The following is a 16,733-nucleotide window of genomic DNA, read 5'->3' on the forward strand; positions in this document are numbered from 1 at the left end:
CCCCTCAGTCCCATTCCAGGCCGCCGCGCCGCCAGACGTACGCGTAGGCGACGAAGACGGTGAGCACGAAGAGCAGCATCTCCACGAGCCCGAAAAGCCCCAGGGCGTCGAAGGTGACGGCCCAGGGGTAGAGGAAGACGATCTCGATGTCGAAGACGATGAAGAGCATCGCCGTCAGGTAGTACTTGATGGGGAAGCGCCCGCCGCCGGCCGGCGTGGGGGTCGGCTCGATACCGCACTCGTAGGCCTCGAGCTTGGCGCGGTTGTACCGCTTCGGACCGATCAGCGTGGCCATGACCACGGAGAAGATCGCAAAGCCTGCCCCGAGGGCTCCCAGTACGAGGATGGGCGCATACGCGTTCACCGCTCCTCGCTCCTCTCAGTCGGCACTGACTGCTGGCGGTTGGCGTTGGACTCACAGCCGCCCCATCAGTCCCGCGAACCCCGCACGCCCCGGCGAAGATCGGGAACATGTGAAGCAGGTCACAAGCCCAACCGCGTGCATCTTATGCCTGTCGCTCTGTGATCTGCGACACGGGGTATTCCACGATCTTTGTGATCTCCACCACCTGACGAAGGATCATGAAGTCGTATGAGCGGTGATCTTCACACGCGAAGCGTCCGACTGATCACGACAGGTGACATTTCGGCTCGTCGCAGCAGGTCGGAAGGGCCGCCTCACTATCAAGAGAGTTCCCGCGCATGCAAATTCGCGCTGAGACGGATCTCTTGATAGTGGGCCGCGTTCACACCCCGGACGGACCCCGGGGCGGAATGTGGACGCGTGCGCGCTTTCACGATCTTCGCGCCCTCCGCGACCCCGCCGTGATCCGCGCCGGGGACGCGGCGGCAGCGGCGGCCGTTCCGTGACCTCCGCCACATCGATGAGAGGCGCCCGAGAAGGGGGGTTGGCCAACTGCCCCAACAAGTGGTAAGCGCGGGGCAATTCGGGCGTAATGATGAAAGTCCGTGATCACAGGGGGGTTACGCCACGTCCAAATTGTCCGTTACGGCGTCAATAAAGAACGACACGCCCGGGATTCGGGGTGCCGATTGAACAACTGTGGCGCAGCACACGTTTCTTGAAGATATGAAGGAGCCCCTGGTACCGGTTGTTCCCATGTCCCACACCGCTCACATACGCAGCCACCGGAAGCCCCGCCGCAGCGCGTCGAAGATCGCGATGCGCGCCGGAGTTGCCGGTGGCGTCCTCAGCACCCTGGCAGTGGCGGGTGCGTCGGGGGCGGCCAACGCCGCCGAACCGGTGACGCAGACCCTGGAACTGCCCACCCTGACGGCCGACCTGGCCGCTCAGGTCGCCGAGTCCGCGACCGCCACGGAGCTGGCCGCCGCGAACTACGAGCTGCAGGCCGAGCGTGACGCGGCCGCCGCCGAGGCCGCCAAGGAGGCCAAGGCGGACCTCGCCGAGGCCAAGAAGAAGGCCGCCGAGGAGAAGAGGAAGGCCGAGGAGGCCGCCCGCAAGGCCGCCGCCGAGCGCGCCGCGCGCGACGCCGAGCGCCCGACCCTCAAGACGGCGGCGGCGACGGCGGCGAGCGTCGAGACCTCCACGAGCACGTCCGCGGCGACGGGTTCGGCCGCGGCCGTGGTGTCGTTCCTCAAGGCCCAGGTGGGCAAGGCCTACGTCATGGGCGCCACCGGTCCCTCCGCCTACGACTGCTCGGGCCTGGTGGGCGCCGCCTTCAAGCAGGTGGGCATCAGCCTGCCGCGCGTCTCTCAGGACCAGTCGACGGCCGGCACCCAGGTGTCGCTGAGCAACCTGCAGCCGGGCGACATCCTGTACTGGGGCAGCGCGGGCAGCGCGTACCACGTGGCGGTCTACGTCGGCGACGGCATGTTCATCGGCGCGCAGAACCCCTCCACGGGCGTCGCCGAGAAGCCGCTGTCCTACGACCCGCCGACCGGCGCGGTGCGGGTGCTCTGAGCACACCGCACCGCCGCGCGCGGGGAAGGGCCGCAGCCGCTCGGGGGCAGCGGCCCTTCCGGCGCGTCCCCGGGCGCCGGGCACTTCGGGCGGTACCGGCTCAGCCCAGGTCGAAGGTGTTGGGCAGGCCGAGCCGGTAGCGCAGCTCGTCGACGCGTTTGAGCGGCTCCGGCTCGGGCGGCCGGTACAGCTCCGGCACGCGGCAGCGCTCGGCGTCCCGACCCGTCCGCGTCCAGCAGGGCGTTGACGGCGCGCCGGGCGGACTCGTTGGCGCCCTCCATGGTCGCGAGGTCGACGTCGGTGCGCACGTGGTCGCCCGCGAGGAGGAGGTTGGGCACCCCCGTGCGGGCGGGCGGTGGTGCAGGGTGCCCGTGGGGTGGACGAGGAGCCGTTCGCGGTTCTGCGGACCGGGGCCGCCCAGGCCCATCACCGCCGGGTCCGTGAACCGGCCGAGCCGGTCCTCGTCGCGCGGGATCGTCCTCCCGGCGTCGTTCGGCCCGTCCTCGAGCCGGGCCCGGAGCTCGGCGACGAGCTCGTCCTCGGTGCGCTCCCGTGCCGTCCTGCCGTCCTGCCGTCCTGCCGTCCTGCCGTCCAGGATGCCGGGCTCGTCCCGCTCCGAGATGATCGCGGAGCGGCAGTCGCGCGCCCGGCCGTCACCGGCCAGGGTGAGTCCAGGCAGTTGACGTGGCCGTGCACGACGGGGACGGGCGCGCGCAGGTGGAACATCACACCGGTCATCCAGTCCGTCGTGAGCGCGTCGCACCGGGCGAGCCGCGGGTCGGCGGCGCGCAGGGCCGGGCCCCAGGTCGTGCGGGCGTGCTCGACGGGCAGCGCGCAGACGTAGTGGCCGGCGGTGACGACGCGCTCCCGGCCGCCGTCGCGGGCCGCGACGCGTACGCCGGTCACCCGGCCGCCCGCGTACTCGATCTCGTGGACCCGGGCACCGAGGACGAACTCCACCCGAGCGTGCGCAGGTGCCGCTCCCAGGGGTCGATCCAGGCCTCGCTCGTCGGCGCGTTCAGGACGCGGTCGACGTCGGCGTCCGGCCCGTCCATGCCGCGGCCGAGCAGGCCCCGCAGCAGCAGCGCCTCGACGATGACGCGGCCGACGGTCCGCGTGGAGGCGGCCTCGGCGCGGGTGGCGACGAGGTCGCGGGTCCGGCCGACGCCGAGGAAGGTGCGGTACTCCTCGCTCATCTCCCCGGCGCGGATGAAGTCCCACCAGGCCACCTGCTCCCACTGGCCCTCGCGGCGGGCCTCGCAGCCGGTGAGGTGGACGAGGACGCGGTCGGCGAAGCGGGCGGCCTCGTGGGCGGGCAGGCGGGTGCCGAGGTCCGGGACGGACAGGATCTGGTCGCGCAGCCGGGACGGGGTGAGGCCGGGCCGGGCGGGGTGGGGTGGTGATCCGGCGCAGCGGGAAGGGCGGGTCGGGCCGGCCGGAGCCGCGCGCGAACAGGGCCTCGGTGGTGTGGCGGAGGTTGCCGCGGACGCCGTCGGCGTTGCCGGGGAAGGGGATGCGGCGCAGGGTGTCCGGCAGGTTCCGGTGGAAGCCGGGGAAGAAGCGGAAGCCGTGCTCGCCGGGGAGGTCCCGGCGGCCGCCCGCGCCCGTGCCGGGGACGTCCAGGGAGCGGGCCTTGCCGCCGAGGGCGTCGTGGTACTCGTGGACGGTGACGGCGCAGCCGCGTTCGGCGGGTTCGTGGGCCGCGCCGAGGCCCGCCACGCCGCCGCCGAGGACGGCGATCGTCCGACCGGCGGGCGACGGCGCCGGGACGGGCGGGCGTCCCGCCGCGGGCGCGGCCGACGCGGTGCCGGGCCGTAGGGCGAGGGCTCCGGCCGCCGCCCCACCGCCCCGCCGCCCCGCCGGCCGCGAGGAAGCGTCTGCGGGGCGGGCGGCCGGGTCGGGGGACTGCTGCGCGTGCTGTTCTGCTGCCGTGGGCACCAAAGGGCAGGCGGGGGTGGCGGCGGCCGGAAGCCTGGTTCCCGGCCGCCCGCGGCGCCCTCACAACAGCCGCCGCCCGGGGGACGTCATGCCTTCGGCGCCACCTTGGTCAGGCCGTTGATGATGCGGTCCATCGCGTCGCCGCCGGTCGGGTCGGTGAGGTTGGCCAGCAGCTTCAGGGTGAACTTCATCAGCATCGGGTGGGTCAGTCCGCGCTGGGCGGCGATCTGCATGACCTTGGGGTTGCCGATGAGCTTCACGAAGGCGCGGCCCAGGGTGTAGTAGCCGCCGTAGGTGTCCTTCAGGACGCGCGGGTAGCGCTGGAGGGCGGTCTCGCGCTGGGCCGGGGTGGCGCGGGCGTGGGCCTGGACGATGACGTCGGCGGCGATCTGCCCGGACTCCATGGCGTAGGCGATGCCCTCGCCGTTGAACGGGTTGACCAGGCCGCCGGCGTCGCCGACGAGCAGCAGGCCCTTGGTGTAGTGCGGCTGGCGGTTGAAGGCCATGGGGAGGGCGGCGCCGCGGATCGGGCCCGTCATGTTGTCCGGGGTGTAGCCCCAGTCCTCCGGCATGGACGCGCACCAGGCCTTGAGGACCTCGCGCCAGTCCAGCTCCTTGAAGGAGTCGGAGGTGTTCAGGACGCCGAGGCCGACGTTGGAGGTGCCGTCGCCCATGCCGAAGATCCAGCCGTAGCCGGGGAGCAGGCGGTCCTGGGGGCCGCGGCGGTCCCACAGCTCCAGCCAGGACTCCAGGTAGTCGTCCTCGTGGCGCGGGGAGGTGAAGTAGGTGCGGACCGCGACGCCCATCGGGCGGTCCTCGCGGCGGTGCAGGCCCATCGCCAGGGACAGGCGGGTGGAGTTGCCGTCGGCGGCGACCACCAGCGGGGCGTGGAAGGTGACCTCGCGCTTGTCCTCGCCCAGCTTGGCGGTCACGCCGGTGATGCGGCCGGTGCGGTCGTCGACGACCGGGCCGGAGACGTTGCAGTGCTCGTACAGGCGGGCGCCGGCCTTCTGGGCCTGGCGGGCGAGCTGCTCGTCGAAGTCGTCGCGCTTGCGGACCAGGCCGTAGTCGGGGAAGGAGGCGAGGTCCGGCCAGTCGAGCTGGAGGCGGACGCCGCCGCCGATGATGCGCAGGCCCTTGTTGCGCAGCCAGCCGGCCTCTTCGGAGATGTCGATGCCCATGGCCACGAGCTGCTTGACGGCGCGCGGGGTGAGGCCGTCGCCGCAGACCTTCTCCCGCGGGAACACGGTCTTCTCCAGCAGCAGCACGTCGAGTCCGGCCTTGGCCAGGTGGTAGGCGGTGGTGGAGCCGGCCGGCCCCGCGCCCACGACGATCACATCGGCGGTGTTCTCGGAGAGGGGCTCGGTCACGACGGTCACGGCGGGATCTCCCCCAGTTCGAAATCTGCGTGCCGACCGGCACAGGACATGGGCAGTCTATGCAGCGTCACCGATCACCCGGCTGAAGGGCTGCCCCCCGTGAACCGAGCTCTCCCCGCTGTACGGCTGCGTGTTCCCACCGACGAGGACGCGGTCGCCTGGCACCGGGTCTTCGCCGACCCGGAGGTCATGGAGTTCCACGGCGGCCGGGCCGCCGAGCTGTCGGTCTACGAGGAGCTCACCGCCCGCCAGCGCCGGCACGACGCCGAACGCGGCTTCTGCCTGTGGACCCTGCTCGACGCCTCGGACCGGGTCATCGGCTTCACCGGCGCGCAGCCCTGGGAGCACCCGTGGGGCCCGACCGGGGAGATCGAGATCGGCTGGCGGCTGGGGCGGGAGCACTGGGGCAGGGGGTACGTCACCGCGGCGGCCCGCGAGACGCTCCAGCGGGTGCGGGCGGCGGGGGTGCCCGGCGTGATCGCGATGGTCGACGCCCGCAACACCCGGTCGATCGCGGTCACCCGGCGGCTGGGCATGCGCCTCGCCGAGACGTTCACGACGCCGTCCGCCGGGCGGACGGGCCACTGCTACCGGCTCGACCTGCGGACGGACGTCCCCGGGGCCGGATGACCGGGCCGGGCGGCCGCGCGGTTCCGTGACCGCACGTGACCGACTGTCACGGAACGCCACTCGGCGCTTCCGGCCGGTGCGGAGCCGGAGTTACCCTGCCCGTACCGCTGGGGGTGACCACCGTGCGTTTCCCACACACCACACCCGAAGTCCGCGTACCGCGTCTGGTCGGCCTGATGGCCGTGGACGCGCGGGAGAGAGCCGAGGCGGGCGGCGTGCGGCTCGACGCGCCCGACCGGCCCGACTTCCCGCGCACGGTCGTCGATTACGTCGTACGGCAGTACCCGCAGCCCGGCGCCGAGGTGCCGCGCGGCGCCGTGGTCACCGTCTGGTTCGACCCCGGCGACGGCGAGGGGGGCTCGGGCGTGCGGGAGCCGCGGCCGGCCGTGCCGCCGTCGGGCGGGATGCGGCGCGAACTGGACGAACCGGAGGACCCCGCCCCGGTCCTCAGCCCTCCGTGAGGGTGCCCGGGGCGTCCTTGAACCCGCGGTGCAGGGCCACCACCCCGCCGGTCAGGTTGCGCCACGCCACCCGCGACCAGCCGGCCCCGCGCAGCCGGCCGGCCAGGGCGGGCTGGTCGGGCCAGGCGCGGATGGACTCGGCGAGGTAGACGTACGCGTCGGGGTTGGAGGACACCGCCCGCGCGACCGGCGGCAGGGCGCGCATCAGGTACTCGGTGTAGACGGTCCGGAACGGCGCCCACGTCGGGTGCGAGAACTCGCAGATGACGACCCGGCCGCCGGGCCGCGTCACCCGGTACAGCTCGCGCAGGGCCGCGTCGGTGTCGTGCACGTTGCGCAGCCCGAAGGAGATCGTCACCGCGTCGAAGGTGTCGTCCTTGAACGGCAGCCGCGTCGCGTCGCCCGCGGTGTACGGCAGCCAGCCGCGGCGCTCCTTGCCGACCCGCAGCATGCCCAGCGAGAAGTCGCAGGGCACGACGTAGGCGCCGGTGCGGGCGAAGGGCAGCGAGGACGTGCCCGTGCCGGCCGCCAGGTCCAGGACCTTCTGCGCGGGCCGCGCGTCGACCGCCTTCGCGACCTCCTTGCGCCATCGCCGGTCCTGGCCGAGGGACAGCACGTCGTTGGTCAGGTCGTACCGTTCCGCCACGTCGTCGAACATCGAGGCGACTTCGTGCGGCTGCTTGTCCAGGGATGCGCGGGTCACGGGGTCATTCTTGCAGGGCGCCCGCCGGGGAGGAGTTCGGGCTTCCTGCGCGCCGCCGCGTCCTCCACCCACCCGCACAGCAGCACGAACACCGCGACGAGGACCCAGCCGACGCCGAACAGGAACCACTGGCTCTCCAGCGGCAGGTACGCCTCGAAGGCGGGCACCTCCCAGAACCGGTCGATCAGCGGCACGGCGAGCACCAGGGCGATCTCGTGCCACAGGTAGACGGTCACCGCGCGGGAGTTGAGGACGGTGACGATCCGGTCGAGCCGCCGGAAGCGGGCCAGTCCGGCGAAGTCGACGCGCAGGCGGGCCTTGGCGTACAGCAGCGGCGCCACGAAGCCCGCCGACCAGAAGGCCTGCGCGAGCGGGTTCTCGTCGAGGTCGTACGTGCCGTACGCGGCCTGGTGCGCGAAGGCGTGCCAGGCGCCGAAGCCGGCGGCGGCCAGCGCCGGCACGGCGACCCCGGCGGGCCGGAGCCGGTGCAGCACGCCGTCGCGGTGCGCGAAGCCGAGCAGCCAGCAGCACAGGTACGTCGCCAGGTCGGTGAGCGCGCTGCCGAGGCGGCCGTCCGGCGGCTGCCAGACGTACTGGAACACCACGATCGGGACGAGGGAGGCCGGCAGGACGGCCACCGGGGCGAGGCGGAACAGCCGCAGCAGGAGCGGGGAGAGCAGGACGAACCACAGGTACGTGCGCAGGTACCAGACGATCTCCCAGGCCTGCTCGCCCCAGGCGCTGCCCGGCGGGTCGCCGAGCGGCACCACCCAGTAGACGATCTGCCACCCGGGCATCCAGCCGTGGACCAGCATCGCGACGACCACGAACAGGCCCCAGAACCAGAAGGGGGGCAGCAGCCGGCGCAGCCGGCTCCTGATCACCTTCGCCGCGGGACGCTCCAGGGACTTCGCCATCAGCGTGCCGGCCAGGCCGAACATGATCCCCATCGAGGGGAAGAGCAGTCCCGCCCAGGCCCACCCGAACGTGTGGTAGGTGACCACCCGGACCAGGGCCACGGCCCGCAGGGTGTCGAAGTAGCGGTCGCGTCCCGCGGACGCGACGCGGGGCAGGGGGGCCGTGTCCGCGGGGCCGGGCGGGCCCGCGGCGGGTCCTGCACCCGCCGCGGGTCCTGCACCCGCCGCGGGTCCCGTGCCCGCCACGGGCTCCGTGCCCGACGCGGACCCCGCGGGGCCCGTGGGCCCCGCGGGGTCCGCCGCCCCCGTGCGCGGCGCCGGGCGTGCCCGTGCCGCGCCCTTGCTGTGCGCCCCCACTCAGCCCACCCCCGCCGGGGTGCCCACCTCGCCGGTCCGCTTCAGCTTCTGCCAGCGCAGGCGGCCGCCGGTCAGGGCGGTGATGCAGGAGTGGATGAGGACGAGGTACATCATCTGCCGGTAGGCGAGCTGCTGGAGCGGCATCATCAGCAGGTAGCGGTACTTCCCGCGGTCCAGGCGGAAGGCGTAGGCCGCGCACAGCAGTTGGACGCCGAGCACCGCGCACCAGGCCAGCAGGGACGCCCGGAAGTCGACGAAGACCATCGCGTAGACGGTGAACACGTCGATGAGCGGGGCGAAGACCGGCGTGACGATCTGGAACAGCACCACCAGCGGCATGCCGACCCGGCCGAAGCGGCCCGAAGGCCCCCGGTCCGTCAGGGACTTGCGGTGCTTCCACAGCGCCTGCATGGTGCCGTAGGACCAGCGGTAGCGCTGCGACCACAGCTGCTTGAGGGAACCGGGCGCCTCGGTCCACGCCCGCGCGTGCTCCTGGTAGACGACCCGCCAGCCCGCCCGGTGCAGGGCGATGGTGATGTCGGTGTCCTCGGCGAGGGTGTCCTCGCTCATGCCGCCGACGTCCAGCACCGCCTCGCGCCGGAAGGCCCCGATCGCGCCGGGGATGGTCGGCATGCAGCGCAGCAGGTCGTACATGCGGCGGTCGAGGTTGAAGCCCATCACGTACTCGATGTGCTGCCAGGCGCCGATGACCGTGTTGCGGTTGCCGACCTTGGCGTTGCCCGCGACCGCGCCGACCTCCGGGTCGGCGAAGGGCTGCACGAGCTGCCGGACGGTGTCCGGTTCGAAGACGGTGTCGCCGTCCATCATCACGACGATGTCGTGACCGGCGCTGCGCACGCCGTTGTTGAGCGCGGCGGGCTTGCCCGCGTTCTCCTGGCGGATCACGCGGACGTTCCGCATGCCGAGGGACTCCGCCGCGGCCCGCGCGATCTCCGAGGTGCCGTCCGTGGAGCCGTCGTCGACGACGAGGACCTCGATCGGGTGGGTGCTCCGCGCCAGCGACCGCAGGGTGTTGGCGATGCACTCCTTCTCGTTGTACGCGGGCACGATCACGCTCACCGGCCGGGTGACGGTCGGTCCCCAGCTGAAGCGGCGCCGGTTGCGCTGCCGGTGGTGGCGGCGGGCCAGGAGGAGCATCATGCCGAACCGGCCCATGACGGCCACGCCGACGACCATGAGCCCGACGGACAGCGTCGGCACGGTCCACTCGGCGACGGCGACGGCCGCGAGCAGCGCCTTGCCCTCGTAGAGCAGGGTGCCGCTCGCCTCGCGGTGGGCGGCCTGGAGGCGGCCGGTGCCGGTGCCCTGGGCGTCCGCGGCGGCCGCGCCGCCGGGCAGCCCCCCGTCCTGCTCCTCCATCGCCCCGCTGACGGTGGTGAAGGTGTAGCCCTTCGCCTTCATCTTCTCGATGTACTTCGGCAGCGCCGCGATCGTCTGGGAGCGCTCGCCGCCCGCGTCGTGGAACAGCACGGACGCGCCCTTGCCGTCCTCCGGGGTGGCCCACTGGACGATCTTCGAGACGCCCGGCCGCTTCCAGTCGTCGCTGTCGGTGTCGATGAAGACGCTGGTGTAGCCCTGCTCGCCGAGTTCCTCGTAGACCGGCCAGCTGTAGTTGTCGACGGCGTCCGTCTCGGAGGAGTACGGGGCACGGAACAGTGTCGTCGTGATGCCGGCCGCGCCCGCCAGCGCGAGCTGGGTCTGCTCCATCTCGCGCGTGACGCGGGCGTCGCTCTGGTACGACAGGTCGACGTGCGTGAAGGTGTGGATGCCCACCTCGTTGCCCTGCTCGACCAGGTCCGCCACGATCCCGGGGTAGCGCGCCACCATCGAGCCGACCAGGAAGAACGTGCCGGGCACGTCGTACTTCTCCAGGATCTCCAGGATCTGCGGCGTCCAGGTCGGGTCGGGGCCGTCGTCGAAGGTCAGCGCGATCGTCTTGTCCGGGACGGAGAGGGTGGTGGCCCGGCCGCCGCGGAAGGTGAGGATCGGCCCGCCCTCCAGGACCTCGTCGGGCACGTCGCTGGAGCTCGCCCCGGTGCGCACGCGCTGGTCGCCGCCGACCTCGGCGCGCAGATAGCCGTCGAGCAGCATCACGCAGGTCAGCGCGAGCAGGATCAGCAGGGCGAGGATGACGCGCGGCCGCTGGAGCGCGGCGGCCTTGCCGGCGGCGCGCTCGATGCGGCCGGGGGCGCGGCGGCGGCCGCGCGGGGACGTCGTGGTCATGGCTGCTCCCGGTCAGTCGACGGCGGCCGGGGCGACCGGGGTCGGGAGGGCGGTGCCCGTGGGCGCCGCCGAGGGGAGGCCGCCGGGCACGCCACTGGGCGCGCCGCTCGGCGGGACGCCGGGGACGCCGCCGCCCTGCGGCTGGGAACCGCCGGGGCCCGCGCCCGCGAAGGGCAGCAGCCGCGACGGCGTGAGCGAGGTGCCCCAGCCCATGAAGGCCGCGCCGAGGACGCCCGCGTACCCGAGGCAGACGGCGCCCAGCAGGAGGCCGATCCGGCGCAGCAGCTTCGCCCGGCGTCCGGAGGTGTCGACGAACACGGGCCCGTCGGCGGACCCGTTGCCCCGTTTGCGGCGGCGACCGCGCACGTCGGCGCGGTTTTCGATGACAGACTCGGATTGCATGTCCCCGGATATTAGAGATCGTTTATGTGACAGGAACTCGGTGTTTCTTGTGAGCCACCCATGAGAAACGCCCGAACCTGTCCTTGCGCTGAGAGAATTCGGCGAATGTGCAGGTCAGCGCCGCATCCACTCGTCCGGCACACAGCCCCGTGTGAGACTTTGCCTCTCCGGACCCGGCTTTTGTTTCCGGGCTGGGACAAAAAACAGCGAGAGCGGGTGCATGTGCAATGAGGGGTCTGCGGACATCGGCGGCCGGGCTCGGTTGCCTGTTTGCCCTGGCCATCACGGGGTGCTCCGGCCAGGGCGGTGCGGCGGACGCGCCTTCGGCGGCCCCCACGGCTGCGCCGACGTCGGCGTCGTCCTCGGCCGGCCCGGCGTACGCCCCCTACGTCAGCGCCACCAGCGCCTCCGAGAACGACTCCGCGGGCTCGCCGACGACGTACAACCTGGCGTTCGTGATCTCCTCCGGGAGCGGGTGCACGCCGCGGTGGAACGGCACCCGGGAGCTCGGCGACGCGTCGGTGGCCGACCGGATCGCGGAGCTCACCGCGGACGGCGCCGCGGTCCGCGTCTCCTTCGGCGGCGCCTCCGGCAAGGAACTGGCGGCGGTCTGCGACAGCGCGTCGGAGCTGGCCGCGGCGTACGGCGAGGCGCTGGACGCGGCCGGGACCGGCAAGGCCGACTTCGACGTCGAGGGCGACGAGCTGACCGACGCCGGCTCGGTGGCCCTGCGGTCGGAGGCGATCGCGCTGCTCCAGCGGGAGCGCGAGGACCTGGAGGTGTCCTTCACGCTGCCGGTGATGCCCTCCGGACTGGACGACGACGGCGTGGCGCTGCTCCGGTCCGCCAACGACCACGGCGTCCAGGTCTCCACCGTCAACCTCATGACGATGAACTACGGCGAGTCCTACACCGGCGACATGGGCGCCTACGCGCTGCGTTCCGCGCGGGCCGCCCACACCCAGCTCAAGGAGGTCTTCGGGCAGTCGGACGCGGCCACCTGGCGGGGCATGGCGCTCACCTCGATGATCGGCGTCAACGACGTCGACGGGGAGACCTTCACGCTCGCGGACGCGGCCGAGGTGCGGGCGTTCGCCGAGGAGAAGGACATCGCCTGGGTGTCGATGTGGTCGGCGTTCCGCGACCGGCGGTGCGAGGACGAGGACGCGGGGGCCGACGACGCCTCGACCGACTGCAGCGGGGTGGAGCAGAGCGCGGGCGCGTTCGCGGAGGCGTTCTCGGGCTGAGGGGACCGGCGCCGGCGTGGTTCAGCGGCGCCGGTACACCAGGCGCCCGGCGACGACCGTCGCCACGCAGGTCGCGGCGCCGCGCGCGGCGAGCGCCGCCTCGTCGGGCACGTCGAAGACGGCGAAGGTCGCCGCCCTGCCTCGGTACGGCAGCAGGGGCGGGCGCATCGCCTCGGCCGGGCTCCGCGCGGCCAGCGGGTCGAGGGCGGGCGCCCCCTCGGGCCGCCCGGCACGCCGCTCGGCCGCCAGCCCCGCCCGGTGGACGGCGTCCAGCACCGCGGGCCGCCGCAGGTCGCCCGCGACCGCCACCGTCCCGTGCGCCAGCATCCGCTGCACACCGCGCCGGGCGCTCGCGCCCCAGCGGGCGTCGGACATCTCCAGCGCCGCGAGGGCCGCGCCGGTCAGCGGCCCGGTGCCCAGCTCGGCGGCCTCGCGCGGGTCGGGATGGTAGGCGCCCTCCAGCAGTTCGGGCCCGTACGGGTTCAGCAGGCCGGGCGTGAGGAGGCCGGGCCAGCGCCGCACCCGGACGGCGGGCCACGCGGCCGCCAGGTCCTCGTACGGGCCGGCGGCGGTGATCTCCCGGCCGTCCACGAGCACCGCGCCGCCCGGCACCGCCGGCCGCCCGGGGTCGCCCGTCAGCAGCAGGTCGGCGGTGTGGATCGTCGGCACGGCGGCGCTAGTTGGAGGCGAGCAGCTTCAGCTCGGGGTGGGCGGTGCCCCCCTCGATCGCCGTGGACGAGATGTGCGAGACCACGCGGTCGTCGACCGGGTCGTTCGCCGGGTCGTCGTGGACGACGAGGTGCTCGTAGGTCGTCGAGCGCTGCGCCGGGACGCGGCCCGCCGTGCGGATCAGGTCGATGATCTCCATGCGGTTGGAGCGGTGCCTGGCGCCGGCCGACGACACGACGTTCTCCTCCAGCATGATCGAGCCGAGGTCGTCGGCGCCGTAGTGCAGGGAGAGCTGCCCGACCTCCTTGCCCGTCGTCAGCCAGGACCCCTGGATGTGCCGGACGTTGTCGAGGAAGAGGCGCGCGATCGCGATCATCCGCAGGTACTCGAAGAGGGTCGCCTGCGTGCGGCCCTTCAGGTGGTTGTTCTCCGGCTGGTAGGTGTACGGGATGAACGCGCGGAAGCCGCCCGTGCGGTCCTGGACGTCGCGGATCATCCGCAGGTGCTCGATGCGCTCGGCGTTGGTCTCGCCGGTGCCCATCAGCATGGTGCTGGTGGACTCCACGCCCAGGCCGTGCGCGATCTCCATGATCTCCAGCCAGCGCTCGCCGGACTCCTTCAGCGGGGCGATGGCCTTGCGCGGCCGCGCGGGCAGCAGCTCCGCGCCGGCGCCGGCGAAGGAGTCCAGCCCGGCGTCGCGGATGCGCGTGATGGCCTCCTCGACGCTCACGCCGGAGATCCGGGCCATGTGCTCGACCTCGCTCGCCCCCAGGCTGTGGATGACGAGCTGCGGGAACTCCTTCTTGATGGCGGAGAAGTGCCGCTCGTAGTACTCGACGCCGAAGTCCGGGTGGTGGCCGCCCTGGAACATGATCTGCGTGCCGCCGAGTTCGACGGTCTCCGCGCACCGGCGCAGGATGTCGTCCAGGTCGCGCGTCCAGCCCTTGTCGCTCTTCGGCGGGGCGTAGAAGGCGCAGAACTTGCACGCCGTGACGCAGACGTTCGTGTAGTTGATGTTGCGCTCGATGATGTACGTCGCGATGTGCTCGGTGCCCGCGTAGTTCCGGCGGCGTACGGCGTCGGCGGCGGCGCCCAGCGCGTGCAGCGGGGCGTCGCGGTAGAGGACGAGGGCCTCTTCGGGGGTGATCCGCCCGCCGGCGGCAGCACGGTCGAGGACGGGCTGAAGGTCGGCCTTCTCGGTCACCGGGCGTCCCTTTCGTCAAGGGTGGTCGACGTATCGTCGCTCATGGACGGACCGAACCAGCGTACGCCAGGCATTTCGACGGGCCGACGCCAGGCCGCGCGGGCGAGCGGACGGCACGGGCGGGGCGGGCCGGCGGCGCGGCGGTCCCGCGCGGTCCCGGAACATCCCGCGGATTCCCACATCGTTCACCGGGAGCGCGCGGGACGGGGCCGCCGCCGTGCCCGCGCGGCGGCGGGGGCCGTCTTCCGGCCGGGCGGCGACGGCGGGCGCCGCGGTCAAACCACGGATCGCGTGAAGACATCGGGCCATTCGGTGACCGTGTTCCCACACCGGTGAAAGCGGTTGGCGCCCGGGGCGCCGCCCGCCCGCCGACCGGCTGGCCGGCCCCCCGCCCGCGTGTTTTGATCGGGGCCCGCGGATCACCGGCCGGGCGTTCCGCCGCTCCCGGAATGCGGCCGGGCCCGCGGTCGAACCTTGCTGACACGAAGGGAAACGCGCGCCATGAACCTCGCCCCCCAGGTCGAAACGGCCGAGATCTCCGACGCCGAGCTGGACGGCGTCTCCGGCGGGCAGGCGGGCGTGCACGCCGCTGCCGCCGCCGGCGCCGCCGCCGGTCTGCACGTCGAGGCCGGCCCGCTCTGCCTCACCGCCGGCGCCGGCGCCGCCGTGTCGCCCGAGGGTGTCGCGGCGGACGTGCACCTGCACGCCTCGCTGTACTGACGCGACCCGCGACGGCCGCCCCGGTTCCCTCGGTCCGGGGCGGCCGTCGCACGTCCGCGCACCCGTCCCCGGCCGCCGCCGCGTGCCCCGTACGCCGCTGCCCGCCCCGTGCGCCGCTACCCGACCTTCGTCAGACGTGCCTCGGGCCGCCCGGACTCCGCGCTGTCCGACGCGTAGCGGAGGCCGTCGCCGGCCGGGACGAGACGGACGGTGGCGGGGGCCGGGTCGCAGCCGCCGTGGTTGTCCTCCGCCCCGGCCGATCTCGCCACCAGCTGCCGGTCCGTCACCTGTTCCAGGGTCAGGACGTCCACGCACACGCCGCCGAGCGCGTCCGTCTGCCGCACCCGTCCCACCTCCTGCCCCACCGCCGCCTGCCGGACGGTGACGCGGAAGGTGCCCGCGGGCAGCGTGCCGTCCAGGGCGCGGCCCCGGCCCTCCCAGGTGCCGAGGTAGCGGGCGGGGACGGCGGCCGGGGCTCCGGTGGACCCGTCGGGGGCGGCGCTCGCCGCCGGGGGCCGGCTCCCGGAGCCGTCCGCGTCGCCTTCGGACCGGCCGGGCAGCAGCTCGAACACGAACACCGACCCGACGGTCACCGCCGCCATCGCCCCCGCCACCGCGAGGGCCACCGTGCAGCTCAGCCTCCGTACCCGCCCGCCGCCCTCCGCGGTGGAGGTCGCCGCCACGCTGACGGAGACCCCGGCGGGGCGGCGCGTCCCCGGGGAGGGCGCCGTGTCCGGGACGTGCGCGTCCGGCGGTCCGGGCGGGACCGGTCCCCTCGCGGGCGGCGGCCCGAAGCCTCCGGCGGCCGGCGGGGCGGAGGCTCCCGCCCCGGGCGGGGCGGGGTCCCCGGCGCCCGGCGCCCCGGAGCCGGCTCCGGGGCCCGCGGCACCCGGCGGCGTCGGGCCCCCGGCACCGCCCTCGCCGCCCCGCGCCCCCACCGACCGCCTGCTGAACCCCACCGGCCCCGAGGCGGCCCCGGGCATTTCCCCCTGTCCCGCCTCCAGGTTGAGGACCTGTACCGCGCTGCGGCCGACCTGTTCGACCAGCGCGCCGGGCAGCCAGCCGGCCGCGACCAGGCGGGCCGCGCCGTCGGGGGCGAGGCGGCGGGCCACCTCGGCCGGTGCCGGCCGCGCGGCCGGGTCCTTGGCCAGGCACTCCCGGACCAGCTCCCGCAACGCGCCGTCCAGCGCGCCGAGTTCCGGCTCCTCGTGCACGACCTTGTACAGCAGCGCCGCCGAGGAGTCCCCCGGGAACGGCGGCCGCCCGGCCGCCGCGAACGCCAGCACCGCGCCCAGCGAGAACACGTCCGCCGCGCCGGAGACGCCCTTGCCCAGGATCTGCTCGGGCGCCATGTAGCCGGGCGAGCCGATCGAGACGCCGGTGGACGTCAGGGACGCCGTACCGTCCGTGGCCCGGGCGATGCCGAAGTCGATCAGCAGGGGCCCGTCCACGGTGAGCAGCACGTTGGACGGCTTCACGTCCCGGTGCACGAGGTTCAGCTCGTGGACCGCCGCCAGTGCCTCGGCGAGCCCCGCCCCCAGCACCCGTACCGTGTGGGCCGGCAGGGGGCCGCCGGCGACGGCGGCCGCCAGGGACGGGCCCGCCGCGTACGCCGTGGCGACCCACGGCACCGGGGCCTGCGGATCCGCGTCCAGGACGGGCGCCGTCCACGCGGCGCCGACCCGGCGCGCGGCCTCGACCTCGCGCCGGAACCGCGCCCGGAACTCCTCGTCCAGCGCGAAGTGCGGGTGCACGATCTTCACGGCGACCGTGCGGCCCCCGGCGCTGCGCCCCAGGTAGACCCGTCCCATGCCGCCCGAGCCGAGCCGGCCGAGCAGCCGGTAGGGCCCGACGGCCGTGGGTTCGTCGGCTTCCAGCGGCCGCATGGCGTCACCCTTCCCCCGTGTGCGGTGTGCCCCT

Annotated in this window: 16 protein-coding genes and 2 pseudogenes; 5 read left to right on the forward strand and 13 right to left on the reverse strand. The window is 73.9% G+C overall.

Annotation, left to right across the window (positions count from 1 at the left end; translation table 11 throughout):
• Window positions 1–4: 4 nt before the first annotated feature.
• The gene (locus tag ACIF8T_RS30185) at window positions 5–364 is read right to left on the reverse strand and encodes an NADH-quinone oxidoreductase subunit A (RefSeq protein ID WP_030494815.1); all 360 of its coding nucleotides are present in this window, start codon (window positions 362–364) and stop codon (window positions 5–7) included.
• A 756-nt stretch (window positions 365–1,120) separates the two neighbouring features.
• On the opposite strand from ACIF8T_RS30185, the gene ACIF8T_RS30190 reads away from it, so the two are divergent.
• The gene (locus tag ACIF8T_RS30190; protein WP_400039293.1) at window positions 1,121–1,942 is read left to right on the forward strand and encodes a C40 family peptidase; all 822 of its coding nucleotides are present in this window, start codon (window positions 1,121–1,123) and stop codon (window positions 1,940–1,942) included.
• A 293-nt stretch (window positions 1,943–2,235) separates the two neighbouring features.
• Here ACIF8T_RS30190 and ACIF8T_RS30195 read toward each other — a convergent pair.
• The 5 genes and pseudogenes from ACIF8T_RS30195 to ACIF8T_RS30215 form a co-directional block, all read right to left on the reverse strand.
• Window positions 2,236–2,280 (reverse strand): annotated as a pseudogene (locus ACIF8T_RS30195) (hypothetical protein); the annotation flags it as partial.
• Window positions 2,281–2,368: 88 nt separating this feature from the next.
• The gene (locus ACIF8T_RS30200) at window positions 2,369–2,902 is read right to left on the reverse strand and encodes a hypothetical protein (protein ID WP_400039442.1); all 534 of its coding nucleotides are present in this window, start codon (window positions 2,900–2,902) and stop codon (window positions 2,369–2,371) included.
• Window positions 2,845–3,171 carry a hypothetical protein gene (locus ACIF8T_RS30205; protein WP_400039450.1) on the reverse strand — a complete coding sequence of 109 codons (327 nt, stop codon included), beginning with the start codon at window positions 3,169–3,171 and terminating at the stop codon, window positions 2,845–2,847. Before ACIF8T_RS30205 ends, ACIF8T_RS30200 begins: the two co-directional genes overlap by 58 nt.
• A gap of 349 nt (window positions 3,172–3,520) precedes the next feature.
• Window positions 3,521–3,880 (reverse strand): annotated as a pseudogene (locus tag ACIF8T_RS30210) (NAD(P)-binding protein); the annotation flags it as partial.
• A gap of 86 nt (window positions 3,881–3,966) precedes the next feature.
• Entirely contained in the window at window positions 3,967–5,259 is a 1,293-nt protein-coding gene (locus tag ACIF8T_RS30215) for a geranylgeranyl reductase family protein (protein WP_400039295.1), read from the reverse strand.
• A gap of 99 nt (window positions 5,260–5,358) precedes the next feature.
• Here ACIF8T_RS30215 and ACIF8T_RS30220 point away from each other — a divergent pair, with 99 nt between their 5' ends.
• Window positions 5,359–5,889, forward strand: coding sequence for a GNAT family N-acetyltransferase (locus ACIF8T_RS30220; RefSeq protein WP_400039297.1), 531 nt, complete (start codon window positions 5,359–5,361; stop codon window positions 5,887–5,889).
• A 122-nt stretch (window positions 5,890–6,011) separates the two neighbouring features.
• The gene (locus ACIF8T_RS30225; RefSeq protein ID WP_400039299.1) at window positions 6,012–6,350 is read left to right on the forward strand and encodes a PASTA domain-containing protein; all 339 of its coding nucleotides are present in this window, start codon (window positions 6,012–6,014) and stop codon (window positions 6,348–6,350) included.
• Here the strand turns inward: ACIF8T_RS30225 and ACIF8T_RS30230 are convergent.
• The 4 genes from ACIF8T_RS30230 to ACIF8T_RS30245 form a co-directional block, all read right to left on the reverse strand.
• Window positions 6,337–7,053, reverse strand: a complete 717-nt coding sequence (locus tag ACIF8T_RS30230) for a demethylmenaquinone methyltransferase (RefSeq protein WP_400039301.1) — start codon at window positions 7,051–7,053, stop codon at window positions 6,337–6,339. The two genes, ACIF8T_RS30225 and ACIF8T_RS30230, sit on opposite strands and share 14 nt — an antisense overlap.
• On the reverse strand, window positions 7,050–8,126 hold the full coding sequence (locus ACIF8T_RS30235) for an acyltransferase (RefSeq protein WP_400039444.1): 1,077 nt from the start codon (window positions 8,124–8,126) through the stop codon (window positions 7,050–7,052). Before ACIF8T_RS30235 ends, ACIF8T_RS30230 begins: the two co-directional genes overlap by 4 nt.
• 201 nt (window positions 8,127–8,327) lie before the next feature.
• Window positions 8,328–10,571 carry a bifunctional polysaccharide deacetylase/glycosyltransferase family 2 protein gene (locus ACIF8T_RS30240; protein ID WP_400039302.1) on the reverse strand — a complete coding sequence of 748 codons (2,244 nt, stop codon included), beginning with the start codon at window positions 10,569–10,571 and terminating at the stop codon, window positions 8,328–8,330.
• Between the two features lie 12 nt (window positions 10,572–10,583).
• A complete protein-coding gene (locus ACIF8T_RS30245; RefSeq protein ID WP_400039303.1) occupies window positions 10,584–10,973 on the reverse strand; it encodes a hypothetical protein in 390 nt (129 codons plus the stop codon).
• 227 nt (window positions 10,974–11,200) lie between these two features.
• Between ACIF8T_RS30245 and ACIF8T_RS30250 the strand changes: the two genes are divergently transcribed.
• Window positions 11,201–12,220, forward strand: a complete 1,020-nt coding sequence (locus ACIF8T_RS30250; protein WP_400039305.1) for a chitinase — start codon at window positions 11,201–11,203, stop codon at window positions 12,218–12,220.
• Between the two features lie 21 nt (window positions 12,221–12,241).
• Here ACIF8T_RS30250 and ACIF8T_RS30255 read toward each other — a convergent pair whose 3' ends face one another.
• Together ACIF8T_RS30255 and mqnC are read right to left on the reverse strand one after the other, a co-directional pair.
• Window positions 12,242–12,889: an imidazolonepropionase-like domain-containing protein gene (locus ACIF8T_RS30255; protein WP_400039306.1), complete on the reverse strand. Its 648-nt coding sequence runs from the start codon at window positions 12,887–12,889 to the stop codon at window positions 12,242–12,244.
• 7 nt (window positions 12,890–12,896) lie between these two features.
• Window positions 12,897–14,093, reverse strand: a complete 1,197-nt coding sequence (gene mqnC / locus ACIF8T_RS30260) for a cyclic dehypoxanthinyl futalosine synthase (protein ID WP_400039308.1) — start codon at window positions 14,091–14,093, stop codon at window positions 12,897–12,899.
• A gap of 501 nt (window positions 14,094–14,594) precedes the next feature.
• On the opposite strand from mqnC, the gene ACIF8T_RS30265 reads away from it, so the two are divergent.
• Window positions 14,595–14,813, forward strand: a complete 219-nt coding sequence (locus ACIF8T_RS30265) for a hypothetical protein (protein WP_400039309.1) — start codon at window positions 14,595–14,597, stop codon at window positions 14,811–14,813.
• Between the two features lie 116 nt (window positions 14,814–14,929).
• On the opposite strand, the gene ACIF8T_RS30270 is transcribed toward ACIF8T_RS30265, so the two are convergent.
• Window positions 14,930–16,699 (reverse strand): serine/threonine-protein kinase, encoded by a 1,770-nt coding sequence (locus ACIF8T_RS30270; RefSeq protein WP_400039310.1) that lies wholly within the window; start codon window positions 16,697–16,699, stop codon window positions 14,930–14,932.
• Window positions 16,700–16,733 lie beyond the last annotated feature (34 nt).

This window comes from Streptomyces sp. NPDC085946 (genome assembly GCF_044540485.1).
In the GTDB taxonomy this organism is placed as follows: domain Bacteria; phylum Actinomycetota; class Actinomycetes; order Streptomycetales; family Streptomycetaceae; genus Streptomyces.

Coding starts and splice junctions, on each gene's coding strand:
- ACIF8T_RS30265 (WP_400039309.1), top strand. CDS start 14,595: ATGAACCTCGCCCCCCAGGTCGAAACGGCCGAGATCTCCGACGCCGAG.
- ACIF8T_RS30250 (WP_400039305.1), top strand. CDS start 11,201: ATGAGGGGTCTGCGGACATCGGCGGCCGGGCTCGGTTGCCTGTTTGCC.
- ACIF8T_RS30240 (WP_400039302.1), bottom strand. CDS start 10,571: ATGACCACGACGTCCCCGCGCGGCCGCCGCCGCGCCCCCGGCCGCATC.
- ACIF8T_RS30245 (WP_400039303.1), bottom strand. CDS start 10,973: ATGCAATCCGAGTCTGTCATCGAAAACCGCGCCGACGTGCGCGGTCGC.
- ACIF8T_RS30270 (WP_400039310.1), bottom strand. CDS start 16,699: ATGCGGCCGCTGGAAGCCGACGAACCCACGGCCGTCGGGCCCTACCGG.
- ACIF8T_RS30190 (WP_400039293.1), top strand. CDS start 1,121: ATGTCCCACACCGCTCACATACGCAGCCACCGGAAGCCCCGCCGCAGC.